This is a genomic window from Bacteroides sp. D1 (genome assembly GCF_000157095.2).
GTDB lineage: Bacteria > Bacteroidota > Bacteroidia > Bacteroidales > Bacteroidaceae > Bacteroides > Bacteroides xylanisolvens.
Genome location: NZ_JH114342.1, coordinates 112294 through 131495, shown reverse-complemented (window position 1 = coordinate 131495; position 19202 = coordinate 112294). Strand labels below are relative to the sequence as shown.

Here is a 19202-nt window from a genome sequence, read left to right as displayed (position 1 = left end):
GATTCTATACACTATAACTGATTCGTCTCCACGCATGAAGCCTCTTGTCCCTACAAGACACTCGTTTCTTAATTCATGCGTGGAGACGAAATGTTTTAAATAGGCCAACAGACTAGTTTTAAGGAAGAAACACGAAAACGCCTTAGCAAGCCGTAAAAATTGTTCATCCCCCCTCCGTTAATTAACCGTAAAACTTGAATTTAAAATTCGGTTTACATCAGCGAAGTATTAATTTTGCGCAGTTTTAAACTAAATGTGCAAAAATCGAATGGAACAAGAACATCAGTTCATTGATTATATTGAGCAAAGCATCATCAAAAACTGGGACAAGGATGCCTTAACTGACTATAAAGGAATTACCCTTCAATATAAGGATGTAGCGCGTAAAATCGCTAAATTTCACATTGTCTTGGAAAGTGCCGGCATCCAGCCGGGAGATAAAATTGCCGTTTGCGGACGTAACAGTGCTCATTGGGCGGTTACTTTCCTGGCAACGATTACTTATGGAGCCGTTATTGTTCCTATTTTGCATGAATTCAAGGCAGATAATATTCATAATATCGTCAACCATTCCGAAGCCAAATTACTTTTTGTCGGTGACCAAGCCTGGGAAAATTTGAATGAGGACGCCATGCCTTTATTAGAGGGTATTGCTTTACTAACAGATTTCTCACCATTAGTATCACGCAACGAGAAACTCACTTATGCTTTTGAACACCGGAATGCAATATATGGTCGACAATATCCCAAGAACTTCCGCCCGGAACATATTTGCTACCGGAAGGATCATCCTGAAGAACTGGCTATTATCAATTATACTTCCGGCACCACAGGTTACTCTAAAGGAGTGATGCTCCCCTATCGCAGTCTTTGGTCGAATGTGGCTTACTGCTTCGAGATGCTTCCCGTTAAACCGGGCGATCATATCGTTTCCATGTTGCCTATGGGGCATGTGTTCGGTATGGTATATGATTTCCTTTACGGATTTTCTGCAGGTGCGCACATCTATTTCCTGACGCGCATGCCGTCTCCGAAAATCATTTCTCAATCTTTCTCTGAAATCAAGCCAAGAGTGATCTCTTGTGTGCCATTGATTGTGGAAAAGATTATTAAGAAAGATATTCTTCCTAAAGTAGACAGCACAATCGGTAAGTTATTGCTTAAAGTACCTATCGTGAATGATAAAATCAAATCGCTGGCACGGCAGGCCGCCATGGAAATCTTCGGTGGAAACTTTGACGAGATTATTATCGGAGGCGCTCCTTTCAATGCTGAAGTTGAGGCCTTCCTTAAAAAGATAGGATTCCCCTATACAATCGCTTACGGTATGACCGAATGTGGTCCTATCATTTGCTCCAGTCGTTGGGAAACACTGAAACTTGCTTCTTGTGGTAAGGCAACCAGCCGGATGGAAGTTCGTATTGACTCGCCGGACCCGGAAACGCATGCCGGAGAAATCGTATGTAGAGGAATGAACATGATGCTGGGCTATTATAAAAATCCGGAAGCTACCGCGCAAATTATCGATGCTAACGGCTGGCTGCATACCGGTGACCTCGGCACGTTGGATGAAGAAGGTTATGTAACAGTTCGCGGACGTAGCAAAAACCTGCTTCTCACCTCTAGCGGACAGAACATCTATCCGGAAGAAATTGAAAGCAAGCTGAATAATATGCCGTATGTTGCGGAATCACTGATTGTCTTACAACATGAAAAGCTGGTAGCAATGATTTATCCGGATTTCGATGACGCTTTCGCTCATGGATTGCAGCAGACGGATATTCAGAAAGTGATGGAACAAAACCGTATCGAGTTGAATCAACAGCTTCCTAACTATTCTCAAATAAGCAAGATAAAGATCCATTTCGAGGAATTTGAAAAGACTGCGAAAAAGTCAATCAAACGCTTTATGTATCAGGAAGCAAAGGGATAATTATCCCGGATAGCGCGATAAGTATCCTTGCAATTTCAGAAAAACAGTACAACTCAAAAAGGAGAAACACTTAAATGTAGGGCGAATTTCTTTCTTCAGATGCCAGGAAAAAAGTATCTTTGCGCATAAACAATCTGAATGATGGCAAAGATATTATTAGTTGAAGATGAAATAAACATCGCCTCTTTCATTGAACGGGGGTTAAAAGAGTTCGGACATACGGTAACCGTCTGTCATGACGGAAACGCTGGTTGGAAAATCCTTCAGGACGAACCTTTCGACCTTTTGATACTGGACATTATCATGCCGAAAATAAACGGTTTGGAACTTTGCCGGCTTTATCGGCAGACGTTTGGGTACCAGTCTCCTGTGATCATGCTGACAGCCTTGGGTACAACGGAAGATATCGTCAAAGGACTGGATGCGGGAGCAGATGATTATCTCGTCAAGCCTTTCAGTTTCCAAGAACTGGAGGCACGCATCAAGGCCTTGTTAAGACGCAATAAAGAAGTAACCTCCAATCTGCTGACTTGTGATAACCTGATATTGGATTGCAATACCCGAAGAGCTAAAAGAGGCAATATAGATATTGATCTTACTGTCAAGGAATATCGTCTGCTCGAATATTTCATGACTCATCAAGGGGTTGCGCTCTCACGTATCACCCTGCTCAAAGATGTGTGGGACAAGAACTTTGATACCAATACCAATATCGTAGATGTTTATGTAAACTATCTCCGGGTAAAGATAGACCGTGACTTTGATAAAAAGCTGATTCACACAGTCGTAGGATTAGGATACATTATGAATACTTAAACTCACCAACTATCCCGGCTATGAAAATAGGTTCCAAAATAGCTCTTTTCTATACGTTAATCAGTGTGTTGACCACTGTCATTATCATTGCTGTATTTTATATTTTCAGTACACAGTATATCAATAAACTCTATGCTTCCTACCTGCGTGAGAAAGCCTACCTGACTGCACAGAAGCACTGGGAAAAGGATGAGGTGGACGAACAGAGTTACCAAATTATCCAACGCAAATATGATGAACTTCTACCCGAAGCTCATGAGATTCTTCTAAATATGGATAGTCTTTCTGAAGTGCGTGATACGTTGAATAAGTATCTCACGCAACACCAGCAAACACTTCTACTGGCAAGGCAAGACAGTATTCCTTTCTCTTTTAAATATAAGGACCAGTTAGGAGCCGCCCTTTATTATCCGGATAATGAAGGGAATTTCATCGTACTCGTCATGTCCCGGAATGCCTACGGAACAGAAATCAAGGAACATCTGTTGTTACTTTCCATTTTCCTCGTTTTAGCCAGTTCCATCCTGATCTTTTTCATCGGGAAAATATATTCCGGTCGTATTTTGGTTCCGCTGCAACACATATTAAAGGAGTTGAAAAGAATACGGGCCAACAGTCTGAATCGTAGGTTAAAGACTACCGGAAATAATGACGAGCTGGAGGACATGATAAAAACATTAAATAGTATGCTCGATCGTCTGGATAGTGCTTTCAAGGCAGAGAAATCCTTTGTAAGCCATGCTTCGCACGAGTTGAACAATCCGATTACTGCTATTCAGGGAGAATGTGAAATCAGTCTGCTCAAAGAAAGAAGTACCGGAGAATACATTGAATCCCTGCAACGAATTTCTTCGGAAAGCAAACGGTTGTCCAGTCTGATCCGCCACCTTCTTTTTCTTTCGCGGCAGGAAGAAGAACTCCTGAAAAATAATGTGGAAGAGATCATTCTATCTGATATATTGAAAGAGTTGACCGGTTCTAATGAAAGAATCCGTCTCCACTTGGAAGCAACAGAACAACAAGCAGTTGTTAAGGCTAATCCTTATCTGTTAAAGATAGCATTGAAAAATATAATTGATAACGCATGTAAATACTCCGATAAGGAAGTAAATGTGGCTCTCTATCGGGAGCAGCAACAAGTCATTCTTGAGGTGGAAGATCAGGGAATCGGTATTCCGCAAGAAGAAATTGAGCATATTTTCCAGTCTTTCTATCGGGGTAGTAACACCCGGGATTATGCCGGACAGGGTATCGGACTTAGTCTGACTTTGAAAATCATTTCTGCTTATCACGCAAAGCTGGATATATCTTCAGAAATAGAAAAAGGAACAAAAGTACGGGTGATTTTTTAATCACCCTTCTTTTATCCCTTTCTCACTCTACCTACTGAAAACTACAAATTTAATCTATGAACGTTTTTTCCACAGAATAGAAATGAACTAAATACGTCTTTGCAATAACTTTCCGTTTTTATCATATAACATTCGTTCATATACCACTTCTACGATGAGAGGAAAGACAAACAAGGCAAAGAAAGTCGCTCCTATCAATCCGCCGATAATAACAATCGCCAACGGACGCTGTGACTCCGAACCAATTCCATGACTCATGGCAGCAGGCAACAAACCGATAGCCGCCATTGCCGCTGTCATAATCACAGGACGGATGCGTGAGCGTACTCCTTCTTTCGTAGCTTCCTCCAAAGGAGAACCCAGTTTCAGATTCGCCTTGATGTCGGAAATCATAATCACGCCGTTCTGAATACAAATACCGAACAAGGCAATGAAACCGATACCTGCAGAAATGGAGAAGTTGAAGCGTGTTATCAGAAGGGCCACAATACCGCCCACGGCAGCAAATGGTACATTCAGCAATACCAGTCCGGCATCCCGCGCATTAGAAAACAGAATAAACAGGATGATAAAGATGATAGCAATACTGATGGGAACCACTTGTGCCAAGCGTTTCGTGGCACGTTGCTGGTTCTCGAAATCACCTGTCCATTTCAGCGAATATCCTGCCGGAAGATGTACGGATGCATTCACTTTTTTCTGTGCCTCGGCAACTGCCGTACCCATGTCACGGCCTCTCACCGAGAACTTCACTGCACAGAAGCGTGCATGATTATCACGGAAAATAAGTAATGGTCCCGTAATGGTCGTTATATCTGCCAGTTCCTTGATAGGCACCATTGTACCATCCATTGCCGGAACCAGTATCTTACCTATCTCCTCTTCATTCTGGCGGAATTGCTCGCTATACCTTACCATGATATTGAATTTCCGTTCGTCCTCATACAACAATGAAGCCGATTTTCCACCAATAGCCATCTCGATAATCGATTGCACATCTTCCTTAGCAACGCCATAACGCGCCAACTGACCTTCATTCAGCTCTATACGAAGTTCCGGCTGACCGATATTCCGAATCACACCCAAGTCTTCAATTCCTTGAACCGTGCCCAGGATTTTCTCAATCTGCACCGCATATTTCTCCGACTCATACAAGTCTTTACCAAACACCTTCACCGCAATAGACCCTTTCACACCGGAAGCAGCTTCCTCTACATTATCAGTAATCGGCTGTGAGAAATTGAAGTCAATGCCGGGGTAAATGGATAAATCCTCCTGCATCTTATCGATCAGTTCCATTTTTGTCAATTTACTCTCCCATTCCTTTTCAGGGTATATATCAACGTGAAACTCGATATTATAGAATCCGGTAGCATCTGTTCCGTCATTCGGTCGTCCGGTCTGTGACAGGACTTGCCGTACTTCTGGAAACGTTAATAGCTTCCTTCTCATTTTATTGGCAAGCGTCACCGATTCATCCAGCGAAATGCTTTGTGGCAAGGTGGCACGAATATAGATAGACCCCTCATTCAACTGTGGAAGAAACTCCGTACCCAAAAAAGAGAAAAGCCATAATCCGACACCTGCTATGACCGTTGCCAGTCCGATAGTCAGTTTCCTGTGCGCATAGAATAAATCAAAAAGAGCCGTACACTTTGTATTGATAAAACGGACAAAACGATTATTCTTCTCACGCACATTCTTTTTCAGCAGCATAGACGACATTACCGGCACCAGGGTCAGCGTAAAGATCAAAGCTCCCAACAGTGCAAAACCCAGCGTATAGGCCAAGGGAGAGAACATCTTTCCTTCTACCTTCTGGAAAGAGAAGATAGGAATCAACGCGGTTATGATAATCAATTTGGAGAAGAAAACTGCTTTCGCCTTGTCTTTTGCGGTGTTACGGATCAATCCCATTTTGGACATGACATTAAATGCCGGCATTCCTACTTGCCTTGCCTTCTTGTCCAAAGCCACAAACACTCCTTCCACCATCACCACTGCCCCATCAATAATGATACCGAAGTCAATGGCTCCCATAGAAAGCAGATTGGCGGACATTCCCATCACCCGTAGACAGATAAAAGCGAATAGAAGGGCTAATGGGATAACGACAGCAACAATCACGGTAGTCCGCCAATCTGCCATAAAAATCAATACAATAAACGTAACCAATAAAATTCCTTCGATCAGATTATGTGTCACCGTCTTTACCGCCAGATTCACCAAATCCTCCCGGTCATAGAATGACACGATTTTCACATCTTTCGGAAGTATATTCTGATTCAAGTCTTCTATTTTATCTTTCAGGTTTGCAATCACCTCGCCCGGATTCTCCCCTTTCCGCATGACTACAATGCCTTGTACCACATCATCTTCATCCATTCGTCCTACCTGGCCGAGACGGGGTAAACAGGATTCGTGTACATCGGCAAGATTCTTCACCAAAATCGGAGTACCGTTGATGTTTTTCACTACGATGTTTCTCAATTCTTCCAAGTCGTTAATCAGACCAATTCCACGAACAACATAAGCTTGCGAACTCTTGGTGATGACATCTCCTCCCACATTGATGTTACTCTTGGCTATCGCATCATAAAGCTCCAAAGAAGTAATTCCATAGTTAATCAACTGGTGAGGATTCACGCTTACCTCAAATGTTTTCACCTCTCCGCCGAAGCTCACAATATCCGCTACGCCGGATACCGAACGGAGATTACGTTCGATCACCCAATCTTGGATTGTTTTCAGCTCCCGCACACTACGTTTATCACTACGGAGTGTATAACGGAATATTTCTCCCGTCGGGCCATATAACGGTTGCACTTCCGGAGTTACCCCGTCAGGAAGATCGGCGTCATTCAATAAATTATATACCTGTTGACGGGCGGTGAAATCATCCACACGATCTTCGAACATCACATTGATTACAGAAAGTCCGAAAAGAGTGGTAGAACGAATATCCGTTTTCTTCTGAACAGGATTCATGGCAATCTCAACAGGAATGGTGATAAACTTCTCTACCTCTTCCGCACTACGTCCCGGCCATTGCGTGATAATCGTCACTTTCGTATTCGTCACATCCGGGAAAGCATCTATCGGAGTATGTTTAAAAGAAACAACTCCGGCTATAACGGCAATCGCTGTACAGAAGAAAATAAAGAACTTATTCTTCAGCGAGAAAGCCACTATATTATCTATGAATTTGTGCATACTATTTTCTGTTTTTAATCTGCATTCAACGCATTATATAACAACAATACATTATTATTCAGCACTCTGTCCCCCTCGGAAAGCCCGGAGCGGATATAGCACTCCTTGCTCAACTGTTTGTATACATCTACCTCTTTCACCTGCAAACGCTGATCCGGCTCTACTACAACAACATAATTTTTCCCTCCTTCAAACACCAGCGCATGAGAATCGATACGAGGCATAGAAGTTTCGTCTGCTTTGCACTTCACACTTACATTCGTAAACATCCCCGGCTTCAACAGATACTCTTCATTCTTTAATTTGATACGGACATTCATTGTTTTACTTTCGTTATTCAGCAAATGATATACCTTATCGATAGTGCCGGCAAACATCTTATCCGGATAGGCCAAAGTAGAAATACGTACAGAAGCACCTTCAGAAATCTTACTGATATCGCTTTCATACACATCTGCCATCACCCAGACGTCCGACAACCCCGAAATCGTGAACAACTCTTCACTCTGATCCGGACGCAACTGCATATCCCTGCTGATTTGTTTCTCCACAATAAAACCCGAAACGGGAGATTTCAACTGATAATAAGCATTTCCGGAGAAATTATAAATGGAAAAGACTTCCTTTATCCTTCTTTCTTCGGCTTCGGCACTCGTCAACTCCTGCTTTGCCTGAAGCACATCTTTATCCGAAGCCATGCCGGAATTATACATATCCTGCGTAGCATCCATGTTTCTGCGGGCGAGCAACAGTTGTTGTTCCGCTTCTTTCAATTGTTTCTCATAGTCCGCCACTTCTCCACTGCGGATGACTGCCAGTACATCTCCCTTACGAACATAATCTCCTATTTCTGCTTTCAGTTCCGTCACCGTGCCTCCAAACATCGGATATACATGCGCTACCTGATTTTCATTAAAAGTGACCCGTCCGTTCAATGTCAGTTCATCAATCACTTCTTGAACGTGAACCGTATCGACAGATACAATTCTCAACAAGCTATCTGTCAGGCATAAAGCAGTCGGTTCAACATTCGGTTGTTCTCCTTTACCGGAGCATGCTCCCAATACGGTAGTAAGCAATATGCAAGGAAGGAATTTATTCCAGTTCATAGTCTTTGATAATTTATGAATATTAGTAGTTTAATATATTTTGCCCGATAGTTGTATTCAGGTTTTCCATCGCGAGGAAAACATCTTTCTTTATTTCATGCAACTGAATACAGGTTTCCTTATAACTGTCATAGTAATCGATAAACTCCAGCAAGCTGATATTTCGCTTGGTAAAGTTTTCATTCACTCCTGTTATCAGTTTCTCAAAGTTACGTTCCAAATCCATATTGGTAGATTGGTAAAGCTGAACTGCTTTTTCCAGTGAAGCATAAGCGGTATAAAGTTCCATATCTGCACGATTAGCAGCATTTTCCTGTTCCGCTCCTGCCTGTTGAATACTAAAACGGACCGCCTTTATATTTCCCTGATTGCGATTGAAAATAGGTACTGACAAGCTCACTCCTACCGCAAAATAGTTATTGATAAAGTTTCCGGCACGGTCATAGTTCCCTTTCACCGAGAACTCCGGAAATGCCATCGATTTCTGCAATTTCAGATTGGCACGGGAAGCGCTTACCGTACTTCTGGCAATCTTCAAGTCCGGACGTTCATTTACCATCGCTTTCAAATCAGCAAACGATAATTGAGACAAATCCAATTGCTTCAACACCTCTTCGTCCAGTGATAACTTAACCGTAGTATCTCCCGGAAGATTTAACAAGACATTCAGTTCTCCTCTAAGAGTCAGCAACTCGTTTTCCCGTTCGTTCTTCTCTTTCTTCAGCGAAAATAGCATAGATTCCAAACGAGACATTTCCATCAATGAGATATTTCCTTTCTCCTGTTGCAGCTTCATTCCGGCAAGCAGTTCTTGCAGAGAGTTCACTTCTTTCTCGTAGATGGATATGGATTTCGAAAGAAAATAGACTTGCACAAACTTCTCATTCAACTCCTGACGGAGTGTTCTCATCACCTCTTCAAACTGATATTCCGCTATTTCCTTATTGATTTTTTCCAGCTTTATCTGCTTGTTTCGCTGTCCGGCAAGGCGAATGACCTGTTCAACCTCCACAACCGTTTCACCCTCCTTACCAAAATCAAAATACTTTCCGTTCAGGCGGTTATAGACATTCTGTTCCAGCGAGATGACCGGATTCTCAAATAACCTGGCTTGCAGCACTTGTGCCTGTGCCATATCAATGTTATACCGTTCGGCTATCAGCGATAAGTTACGTTCCAGGAAACGTTGTTCCGCCTCTTTCAGCGTTAATGTTCCTGTGGTAGCCTGTTGCGCACATATTCCTCCTGTCAGCAGAAGAAAAAAAGAAATTAAAAATACTCTGTTCATTACTATATTTATCTTTATTACCTTATCGTAGTTGTCGCAGCAAAATTACAATTCTACAACCGGAGAAACGGGAAAAAACGATTATAAGCCTCTCATATCAGATTAGAATTTGATTAGAAAAGAGCCATAAAGGAAGAATTGTAAACACAACAGGAAAAATGGCCAGCCTTCTTTCATTCCAACTCCCCTATCTTTGCAGGAGAGAAAATAAAACGAATCATTAAAAAATAGGATATATGAAAATAATAGATTTAACCAAAGATAGTTTTGTTGAGAAAATAGCTGATTATCAATCTTATCCTGACAGCTGGAACTTCAAAGGGAATAAACCTTGCCTGGTCGATTTTCATGCACCCTGGTGTGTCTATTGCAAAGCATTATCGCCTATATTAGACCAATTGGCAAAAGAATACGAAGGGAAATTAGATATTTATAAAGTGGATGTCGATCAGGAACCGGAACTGGAAAGCGCATTTAAGATTCGTACCATTCCCAATCTGTTACTTTGCCCGTTGAACGGCAAACCGGCAATGAAATTAGGCACTATGAATAAAGCCCAATTGAAAGAATTAATAGAAACCAGTTTACTTTCAGAATAGAAAAACATCGAAAGTCCGGAAAGTTCCTTATGACGATAGACTGATAAACTACCAGGCTTTTGATATAATACAGAACATTTATTTTTATAATAAGAGGCTGAAAAGCCTTGATCTTATAAAATGCCCCTTACTAGAACTAAACTGAACTCCTAAAATTTTGTATCCAACTTTTGGGATTCAGTTTAGTTCTTAGTAAAGGGCATTTTTCTTTTAGGAAGTCTCCGGACAGCCTCTTCCCTTTCAAAGGTTATTTCAATGGTTATTTATGCAACAGATTATCAGTTCCCGGAACGATCTTTCCCATTGACCATACGCAACGTACATTCAGTTCTTTGTCAAGAATCACAATATCAGCATCCTTACCCTTTGCTAACGCCCCCTTCCGGTCACTCACTCCAATTAAACGGGCAGGAGTTTCAGAAGCCATACGCACAGCATCTTCCAAAGGAATATTCGCTTTCTTTACCATGGTGCGAACCAACACATCCATCGTAGCCAAACTACCGGCCAACGCAGAATGATCCGCCATCTTGCATACGCCATCCTCTATGACATAACGAGGATCAATCGGTTCATTCCCTTCATAAGCGGCATACGCCAAAGCATCGGTAACAAGGCAGGTATTCTCCACGCCTTTCAACTTATAAACCAGTTTCAGGATAGTGGCAGGCAAATGAATACCATCCGCAATCACTTCCACAGTCATTCCATCCGTCAGATACACACTTTCCACTGTACCCTCATATTTATATTCACGACGTTTATGGAAACCCGGCATCGCATTATAGAAATGAGCAGCATGAGAAAATCCTACTGCAAATGCAGCTTTAATTTCATCATATTCGGCTTCGGTATGTGTAACAGCAGTCATAATTCCTTTCGAACGGGTATACTTTGCAAAATCATGTGCACCGGGCAGTTCGGGACTAATATCCCAACGTCTGATACAAGACGTACGCTCCAACAAAGGAATATATTCATTTTCATCCGGAGTTTTCAGAAAACCGTCATACTGCGTACCCGCCATCTTCGGATTCAGATATGGGCCTTCGATATGCAGACCGAGAATCGGAGAATCCTTCTCTTTCATCAAGTGCTCACATACATCGACTGCCTGGTAGATTCTTTCGAATGAAGTAGAGGACAAAGTAGGAAATATACCGGTAGCACCATGTTTCAGATGTGCATTGGTTGCGGTGCGGAAAGCCTCTTCCGTTGCTTCCGTATAATCATGCCCACCACCTCCATGTGCATGCATACTTACGAATCCGGGCACTATCGTCATCCCTCTGGCATCAATAACCGTTGCACCGATAACCGCTAAATCACTATTAGTTACCTCTAATATTTTTCCATCACAAATCAATACGGAACCATCTTTCAACCAGCCTTGCGGGGTAAGTATTCTTCCGTTTATTATTTGAGTCAACATAGTCTTTGTTCTTTATTAGATTTAAAACAGTTTGTTGGTGCCTTCCACCAGTTCTCCCATTGCCCATACAGCTCTCACATTCAGGTCTCTGTCCAAGGCAATTATATCAGCATCCTTGCCACGCTCCAGCGTTCCTTTACGGTCGAGCACTCCCATAATCCGTGCAGGAGTTTCGGAAGCCATTCTTACGGCATCTTCCAAAGGAATTTCCGCCTTTTGCACCATGGTACGAATCAAACGATCCATCGTTGCAACACTCCCGGCCAAGGCTGAATGGTCTGCCAACTTACAGACTCCATCCTCAATAATCACACGCGGGTCAAAGGCAACCTGGCTATCACTGGCGGCACAAGCCAACGCATCCGTTATCAGGCAAGTGCGTTCCACTCCTTTTATCTTATAGACAAGACGCAAGATCGTCGGAGGTACATGAATACCATCAGCCACCACTTCCACTGTCATATCATCAATCAGATAAATACTTTCTACCGTACCTTCATACTTGTACTCTTTCCGTTTATGGAAACCGGGCATCGCGTTATAAAAATGAGTAGCATGCGTATATCCCGCCTCATAAGCCGTCTGTATATCCTCAAATTCTGCCTGGGTATGTCCTACCGAAGCCAGTACACCTTTTGCCGTGATATATTTACCGAATTGCATGGCTCCGGGAAGTTCCGGTGCGGCATCCCAACGTTTGATACAGCGTGTTTCTTCCAACAACGGAATATATTCTTCGGGATCGGGATCTTTGATATTTTCCGGAATCTGTCCGCCTGCCATGTCCATATTGAAATAATGTCCTTCCAGATGGAGTCCGAGTACAGGGCTATTGGGCTCCGCCATCATTTTTTCAGTAGTTGCCGCAGCTGCACGGATCATCGGAATGGTAGAAGAAGAAAGGGTAGGAAAAATACTGGTGGTACCATGCTGCATGTGAGCCTTGATTGCTGTCCGGAAAGCCTCTTCGGTGCCTTCCATAAAGTCTCTTCCACCGCCACCGTGAACATGGATTTCTACACCTCCCGGAACAATATACATTCCTTTGGCATCAATCAGTTTGGCTCCGATAATGGCAAGGTCACAATTGGTTACTTCCAGAATTTTGTTATCGCGAATAAGAACTGACCCATCCTTCAGCCAACCTTGAGGCGTCAGGATGCGTGCATTAATGATCTGTGTTAACATATCACAAATAGTTAAATTAATTAAAGGTCTGTGTGAATCAATGACGCTCTTTTTTGGGGGGAGTACATTGATTTTTTCGTTTGCAAAATTACGTTTTTCTATTCAATCTATCGATAAAATCGTCCGATAAACTTCTAATAAAGTCCAATATTAAACGATTATTCAACCATATATAAATCAGAATTCATCAATCATAAATAAAAAAAGGTTGCCAATCTTATCGACTGACAACCTTATGTCTATATGGAGCGGAAAACGAGACTCGAACTCGCGACCCTAACCTTGGCAAGGTTATGCTCTACCAACTGAGCTATTTCCGCAAACTAAATTTCGTCATTCAGAATTCTGAAAGATGGGTGCCCAGAACAGGACTCGAACCTGCATGCCTCTCGACACACGCACCTGAAACGTGCGCGTCTACCAATTCCGCCACCTGGGCAAAACTTAGTTCCATTATTTCAAAGAAACAAGAGCGGAAAACGAGACTCGAACTCGCGACCCTAACCTTGGCAAGGTTATGCTCTACCAACTGAGCTATTTCCGCATTTCACTTTCATAAACTGTGAAGAGAAGGAGACTCGAACTCCCATGACATAACTGTCACTACCCCCTCAAAGTAGCGCGTCTACCAATTCCGCCACCTCTCCATAATTTTAAAGTTTAACCTTTGTGCCCAGAACAGGACTCGAACCTGCATGCCTCTCGACACACGCACCTGAAACGTGCGCGTCTACCAATTCCGCCACCTGGGCAAAGATTATTGTTCCAACATTTCAAAGAAACATGAGCGGAAAACGAGACTCGAACTCGCGACCCTAACCTTGGCAAGGTTATGCTCTACCAACTGAGCTATTTCCGCATTTTTTCGTTTGCGGTTGCAAAGGTAGGGATTTTCCGTAAACCTGCAAACATTCTGCCTACTTTTTTCACAGAAATCTGTTCACTTTGCATCGACCGCAAAACAATCATTTTGATTATCAACTCATTCGGCCACGATAATCTTCATAAGAAAATTGCTTGTATATTTCAGCTTTCCCCTCTTTGGTCCAGATAGCAATGGCAGGATGGTGAATTCCGTTAAACATATTTGTCTTGACCATCGTATAATGAATCATATCTTCGAACACAATACGTTCTCCGATTTGCAAAGGATGATCGAAACTCCACAATCCCATATAGTCACCACTCAAACAGGAATTTCCTCCGAGACGATAAATATATTTTCCTTCGTTTCCCATTTCGGCACCACGCACGGCAGGCTGATAGGGCATTTCCAAACAATCGGGCATGTGGCAAGTGAAACTGACATTCAAAATAGCCGTCTTGATTCCACGACTTTCCACAATATCCACTACTTCGGAAGTCAGCACTCCCGTCTGCCATATAAAAGCCGAACCGGGTTCCAGGATAATTCGCAGATGAGGATGGCGTGCTTTTAATCCTTGCAATAGTGTTATCAAATGTTCGGTATCATAGTCTTTACGGGTCATCAGATGTCCACCACCGAGATTCAACCACTTTATCTGTGGAAACCAACGGGAAAATTTGGCTTCGAGATGTTCCAATGTACGTTCCAACTCATACGAAGAAGATTCACAGTGACAATGACAATGAAAACCTTCAATGCCTTGCGGTAATACATCGGGCAACAAATCGGCTGTTATCCCAAAACGTGTGCCAGGTGCACATGGATTATAAAGTTCTGTTTCCACTTCCGAGTATTCGGGATTTACACGAATACCACAAGAAATACCACTTCCTTCTGCCACCACCATCGGATAAAAACGCTCGAACTGCTGCATCGAGTTGAAAGTGATATGACTGCTGCAACGCATTATTTCAGGAAAATCCTGTTCCGTATAAGCTGGAGAATATGTATGTGCCTTACTTCCGAATTCTTCCAGTGCCAAACGGGCTTCATACACCGAACTTGCCGTAGAATGAGCTATATATTCACGGAATATAGGGAAAGAACGCCACATGGCAAACGACTTGAAAGCAAGAATAATCTCCACTCCCGCCCTGTCGGCTACGTTTTTTATCAAACACAAGTTCTTTCTTAAAAGTTCTTCTTCCATGATATAACAAGGAGAAGGAAACTGATTAAAATCTATCATATATAAAATTATTATCTAAACTGACGTCTTACAAACGTGGATGCAAAAATACAAATTCAAAAGCAAAGAGGGATTGTTTTATTTTTAATTAAGATATTGGTTTTCGCGAACTTTTTCTTATTTTTACACCTTATATATTATAGTAAGTATTGTATCATCCTAAATACCCGATTAAAATGAATAAAGATTTAAGAAAAGTAGTGATTCTACTGGCACATCCTAACATCAAAGAATCACAAGCAAACAAAGCATTAGTTGATGCTGTCAGTGACATGGAAGGAGTGGCGGTTTTCAATCTTTACGAGCTGTCACAGGAAATCGCTTTCAATATAGATGAATGGAGTAAAATCATTTCCGATGCTTCGGCTGTCATCTATCAATTTCCTTTCTATTGGATGTCTGCACCGTCATTACTAAAGAAATGGCAGGATGAAGTCTTTACTTTTCTATCCAAGACTCCGGCTGTCGCCGGCAAACCGTTGACAGTAGTAACGACCACGGGATCTGAATACGAAGCTTATCGCAGTGGAGGCAGAAACCGTTTCACTACGGACGAATTATTACGTCCTTATCAGGTAAGTGCCATTCATTCGGGAATGTCATGGCAAACCCCTATTGTGGTTTACGGAATGGGAACAGCAGACGCCGGCAAGAATATCGCTGAAGGAGCAAATTTGTATAAACAACGTGTGGAAATGCTTATCGGTAGCAGTAATGCAGGGAACAATTGGTAAGACTGTAAAAAGCGTAGCTTTATCCTATCTAAAGCTACGCTTTACAGATGCTAAAGCATAGCTTTAGGTTTCACCAAACACTTGTATGCCCCGCCCTGAAATAGAGGTTACTTCTAATCATGACTTCAAACATTGGCTGTGCAAACAAAATGATTATATAAGATAGTGACGCTATCCCACCAACATAGTGACGGTATATGCACAGGATAGCGTCACTATCCAAGGCATATACCGTCACTATATTTAAACCGGATATTTCAGGCTTTTAACTCTAGTTTCCGCGCTGTGTAGGCAAGGTAAATTCCTGCGAATCACAAATCACCCCATTCTCGTCCGCCACTGCGACACGGAATGTCACTTCACCGTCTTTCAACCTTTCACCTGCATGGATCGAAGCCGTATAACGGATACCCTCACCCGGAAGAATTTCCTCAATCATCACCGAAGGAGAGATGCCGAGATGCTTCACCTTTCCTACCGTTTCTACCACAGGAACCACATTATAGACAGGCTTTCTCCCTTCATTCATAATCTCAAAAATAATCTTGCTATTTTCTCCCGCATCAATCACATGACTACGATTATCATCAATGAAACGGATTTTGCGCAACTTCAGTTGAGAAATGGGCGGCTGCACTTGCGGCTGCTTCTTATACTTTTGCACACGTACTTCCCGCACTTCAGGAATATACGCATCCTCCTCTATCTGCTCTTGTCTCGGTGCCGTCAATGCGTTTCCAATAGCCGCACCGGCAATGGTTCCTACAATATTTCCAATAGCAGAGCCACGGTAACCGCCCCTCCAGCCATGATTATTATCTCCGATAAGTCCGCCTATCGAACTTCCCAGACTACCTCCAATAGAAGCACCTGCCATGATAGCTCCCGGATTTCCCATACGCCCCGACGCACATCCACTCAAAAGCAAAGCGGAAAGCAAAATTACTGTTAGTTGTTTCTTCATGAGCCTCTCTATTTAGTGTTATTATTTATTCTACCACTTTAAAACGAGCGAAACGCAACAATAGTTGTTTGTCACCCGCATTTTTAAAATGAATAGTGGCTTTCGCATTGTCTCCCGTTCCTTCCACTTTCAGCACTTCGCCCAATCCGAAACGTTCGTGCTCTATCATCTGTCCGACTTGTACTCCTGCTACCGATGCTGAACCGGAAGACGCCATCTGCGCACTGCTACTTCCACCAACAGCACTTACCTTCTTCAAATTTCTCGGTACACTGGGAGCAATAATCTGTGCTTTCGGACGTTCACGCTGCTCGGATGAATTACTACCGAAAGGCGCACGCGACGGAGAAGTAGAACGGGCAAATCCCCCTTCAATCTCCCTGCGGAAACGTCCCGCACCTTCATCCACAGCACGGCTCACTCCTGCTTCATGCGGCAACCGCAAATAATCAACATCAATATCACGCAGGAAACGACTGGGACTTCCAAACTCCATCTTTCCGTAACGGAAACGGGTTTTGGCAAAAGATAGATAGCAATGTTCTTCCGCACGGGTAATAGCTACATAGAACAAGCGACGTTCTTCTTCCAGCGCCCGGGGAGAATCTCCGACCATCCCACTGGGAAACAGATTTTCTTCCAGACCAACCACAAATACATTCTTAAACTCCAATCCTTTAGCCGAATGGACGGTCATCAACGTTACCTTTTCCCCATCATCCGCCTTGTCGGAGTCCTGATCGGTAAGCAATGCAATCTCCGAAAGGAAATCAGTAAGAGACACATTCGGATTGCCTTCCTCCTGCCGCAAAGCGCAAAAGTCATTCATACCATTCACCAACTCTTCTATATTTTCCTTACGACTTAAATTCTCGGGGGATGTGTCCTGACAAACATCATTGATAATACCAGACTGACGGATAATATCCGTTCCTATTTCATAAGCGTTCTTATCCGCCTGATCGGCAATAAAACCTTCTATCAGTTCACGAAAGCCCTGCAGTTTTGCATGAGTTCCCTTATTTATATCCAGTCCGTAACTTAAGGGTTCGCAGACTGCCGCCCAAAGACTTACGCCATGATTGGTAGCCGCTGATATAATCTTCCCGACCGTCGTATCTCCAATACCACGAGCCGGATAATTAATGATTCGCTTAAACGCTTCTTCATCATTCGGATTCACCACCAAACGAAAATAAGCAATCACGTCTTTTATCTCTTTCCGCTGATAGAACGAGAGTCCCCCGTAAATCTTATAAGGCATACTCCGTTTCCGAAGGGCCTCTTCAAAAATACGACTTTGCGCATTCGTACGATATAGAATGGCAAATTCAGCATATCCGTAGTGATATTCCCGACGTAACTCCGCAATCTTATTAGCCACAATATCACCCTCTTCTACATCACTATACGCCTGAAACACACCGATGGGTTCCCCTTTTTCTTTCTCCGAGAACACGGCTTTCCGTATCTGACGTTCGTTCTTCTCAATCAGACTATTGGCAGCACAAACAATGGTTTGCGTAGAACGGTAATTCTGTTCCAGTTTAAAGACTTTCGTGTTGGGATAGATTTTCGTAAAATAGAGAATATTATCAATATCCGCCCCACGGAAAGAATAGATACTTTGCGCATCATCTCCCACCACACAAATGCGTTGGTTTTCTTTCGTTAGTTGTAGTATAATACTATGTTGAGCATAATTAGTATCCTGATACTCGTCTACCAACACATAATGAAATTGATCTTGATAACGTGTCAACACATCAGGGAAATCACGGAACAGAATATAAGTATACACCAGTAAATCATCAAAATCCATCGCTCCCGCCTGACGGCATCTGTCCCAATAACGGGTATAGATGTCACGGATAGCAGGCATCTTGGCAGCCATATCTCCTTCGTAAGCCTCTTTATTGGCAGCGTACCCCGTAGGAGTGACCAAATGGTTTTTTGCATTGGAGATGCGTGCCTGCACTACTCCCGGCTTATAAGTTTTCTCGTCCAACCCCATCTCTTTAATGATGGAACGAAGCAGGCTCTTACTATCAGCCGTATCATAGATGGTGAACTGGGAAGTGAATCCGATATATTGTGCTTCGGCACGAAGAATACGTGAGAAAATGGAATGGAAAGTACCCATCCACAAATAACGTGCCCGTTCCATACCTACCTGCCGGGCAATACGCTCTTTCATCTCGCGCGCAGCCTTATTAGTAAAGGTCAGCGCAAGGATATTCCACGGATTATACCCGTTCTCCTGCTCCAGCAAGTAAGCGATTTTATAAGTCAACACGCGCGTCTTCCCCGAACCCGCACCGGCTATCACCAGCGAAGGACCGTCATTATAAGTCACTGCTGCACACTGACTCTCGTTCAATTCATCTATATAATTGGTATTCATAACAGCATTATAAAAACAATGTGGATTTTTAACAAACCCTTGGCACTCAAATT

13 protein-coding genes and 6 tRNA genes are annotated in these 19202 nt (G+C 42.8%); 5 read left to right on the top strand and 14 right to left on the bottom strand.

Features of this window, described 5'->3' with window-relative positions; all coding sequences use genetic code 11:
* Nucleotides 1-268: 268 nt before the first annotated feature.
* From BSAG_RS11305 to BSAG_RS11315, 3 genes are all read left to right on the top strand, one after another.
* A complete protein-coding gene (locus tag BSAG_RS11305; RefSeq protein ID WP_004316977.1) occupies nucleotides 269-1933 on the top strand; it encodes a long-chain fatty acid--CoA ligase in 1665 nt (554 codons plus the stop codon).
* A gap of 141 nt (nucleotides 1934-2074) precedes the next feature.
* The gene (locus BSAG_RS11310) at nucleotides 2075-2749 is read left to right on the top strand and encodes a response regulator transcription factor (protein WP_008639963.1); all 675 of its coding nucleotides are present in this window, start codon (nucleotides 2075-2077) and stop codon (nucleotides 2747-2749) included.
* A gap of 20 nt (nucleotides 2750-2769) precedes the next feature.
* The gene (locus tag BSAG_RS11315) at nucleotides 2770-4101 is read left to right on the top strand and encodes a sensor histidine kinase (protein WP_004316979.1); all 1332 of its coding nucleotides are present in this window, start codon (nucleotides 2770-2772) and stop codon (nucleotides 4099-4101) included.
* An 87-nt stretch (nucleotides 4102-4188) separates the two neighbouring features.
* On the opposite strand, the gene BSAG_RS11320 is transcribed toward BSAG_RS11315, so the two are convergent.
* The 3 genes from BSAG_RS11320 to BSAG_RS11330 are packed head-to-tail and all read right to left on the bottom strand — an operon-like array spanning nucleotide 4189 to nucleotide 9711.
* Nucleotides 4189-7314 (bottom strand): efflux RND transporter permease subunit, encoded by a 3126-nt coding sequence (locus BSAG_RS11320; protein ID WP_004316980.1) that lies wholly within the window; start codon nucleotides 7312-7314, stop codon nucleotides 4189-4191.
* 14 nt (nucleotides 7315-7328) lie between these two features.
* The gene (locus tag BSAG_RS11325; protein ID WP_004316981.1) at nucleotides 7329-8423 is read right to left on the bottom strand and encodes an efflux RND transporter periplasmic adaptor subunit; all 1095 of its coding nucleotides are present in this window, start codon (nucleotides 8421-8423) and stop codon (nucleotides 7329-7331) included.
* A 22-nt stretch (nucleotides 8424-8445) separates the two neighbouring features.
* Nucleotides 8446-9711 carry a TolC family protein gene (locus tag BSAG_RS11330; RefSeq protein WP_004316982.1) on the bottom strand — a complete coding sequence of 422 codons (1266 nt, stop codon included), beginning with the start codon at nucleotides 9709-9711 and terminating at the stop codon, nucleotides 8446-8448.
* A 236-nt stretch (nucleotides 9712-9947) separates the two neighbouring features.
* Between BSAG_RS11330 and BSAG_RS11335 the strand changes: the two genes are divergently transcribed.
* Nucleotides 9948-10310: a thioredoxin family protein gene (locus tag BSAG_RS11335; protein ID WP_004316983.1), complete on the top strand. Its 363-nt coding sequence runs from the start codon at nucleotides 9948-9950 to the stop codon at nucleotides 10308-10310.
* A 259-nt stretch (nucleotides 10311-10569) separates the two neighbouring features.
* Here the strand turns inward: BSAG_RS11335 and nagA (BSAG_RS11340) are convergent, their stop codons facing one another.
* The 9 genes from nagA (BSAG_RS11340) to nspC form a co-directional block, all read right to left on the bottom strand.
* Entirely contained in the window at nucleotides 10570-11742 is a 1173-nt protein-coding gene (gene nagA, locus BSAG_RS11340; RefSeq protein ID WP_004316984.1) for an N-acetylglucosamine-6-phosphate deacetylase, read from the bottom strand.
* A gap of 21 nt (nucleotides 11743-11763) precedes the next feature.
* Complete coding sequence (gene nagA / locus BSAG_RS11345) at nucleotides 11764-12930, bottom strand: N-acetylglucosamine-6-phosphate deacetylase (RefSeq protein ID WP_004316985.1); 1167 nt, start codon at nucleotides 12928-12930, stop codon at nucleotides 11764-11766.
* Between the two features lie 244 nt (nucleotides 12931-13174).
* A tRNA-Gly gene (locus BSAG_RS11350) sits at nucleotides 13175-13250 on the bottom strand.
* A gap of 37 nt (nucleotides 13251-13287) precedes the next feature.
* Nucleotides 13288-13369: transfer RNA gene (locus tag BSAG_RS11355), tRNA-Leu, on the bottom strand.
* Between the two features lie 32 nt (nucleotides 13370-13401).
* Nucleotides 13402-13474: transfer RNA gene (locus tag BSAG_RS11360), tRNA-Gly, on the bottom strand.
* 19 nt (nucleotides 13475-13493) lie between these two features.
* Nucleotides 13494-13577, bottom strand: a tRNA-Leu gene (locus tag BSAG_RS11365).
* A gap of 23 nt (nucleotides 13578-13600) precedes the next feature.
* A tRNA-Leu gene (locus tag BSAG_RS11370) sits at nucleotides 13601-13682 on the bottom strand.
* A gap of 34 nt (nucleotides 13683-13716) precedes the next feature.
* Nucleotides 13717-13789, bottom strand: a tRNA-Gly gene (locus BSAG_RS11375).
* Nucleotides 13790-13907: 118 nt separating this feature from the next.
* Entirely contained in the window at nucleotides 13908-15047 is a 1140-nt protein-coding gene (nspC, locus tag BSAG_RS11380; protein ID WP_004313156.1) for a carboxynorspermidine decarboxylase, read from the bottom strand.
* A gap of 176 nt (nucleotides 15048-15223) precedes the next feature.
* Here nspC and BSAG_RS11385 point away from each other — a divergent pair, with 176 nt between their 5' ends.
* Nucleotides 15224-15781, top strand: a complete 558-nt coding sequence (locus BSAG_RS11385; protein WP_008015701.1) for an NAD(P)H-dependent oxidoreductase — start codon at nucleotides 15224-15226, stop codon at nucleotides 15779-15781.
* Nucleotides 15782-16052: 271 nt separating this feature from the next.
* Here BSAG_RS11385 and BSAG_RS11390 read toward each other — a convergent pair whose 3' ends face one another.
* Entirely contained in the window at nucleotides 16053-16745 is a 693-nt protein-coding gene (locus BSAG_RS11390; RefSeq protein WP_004313158.1) for a hypothetical protein, read from the bottom strand.
* A gap of 25 nt (nucleotides 16746-16770) precedes the next feature.
* Nucleotides 16771-19149, bottom strand: coding sequence for an ATP-dependent helicase (locus tag BSAG_RS11395; protein ID WP_004313159.1), 2379 nt, complete (start codon nucleotides 19147-19149; stop codon nucleotides 16771-16773).
* Between the last annotated feature and the right edge of the window lie 53 nt (nucleotides 19150-19202).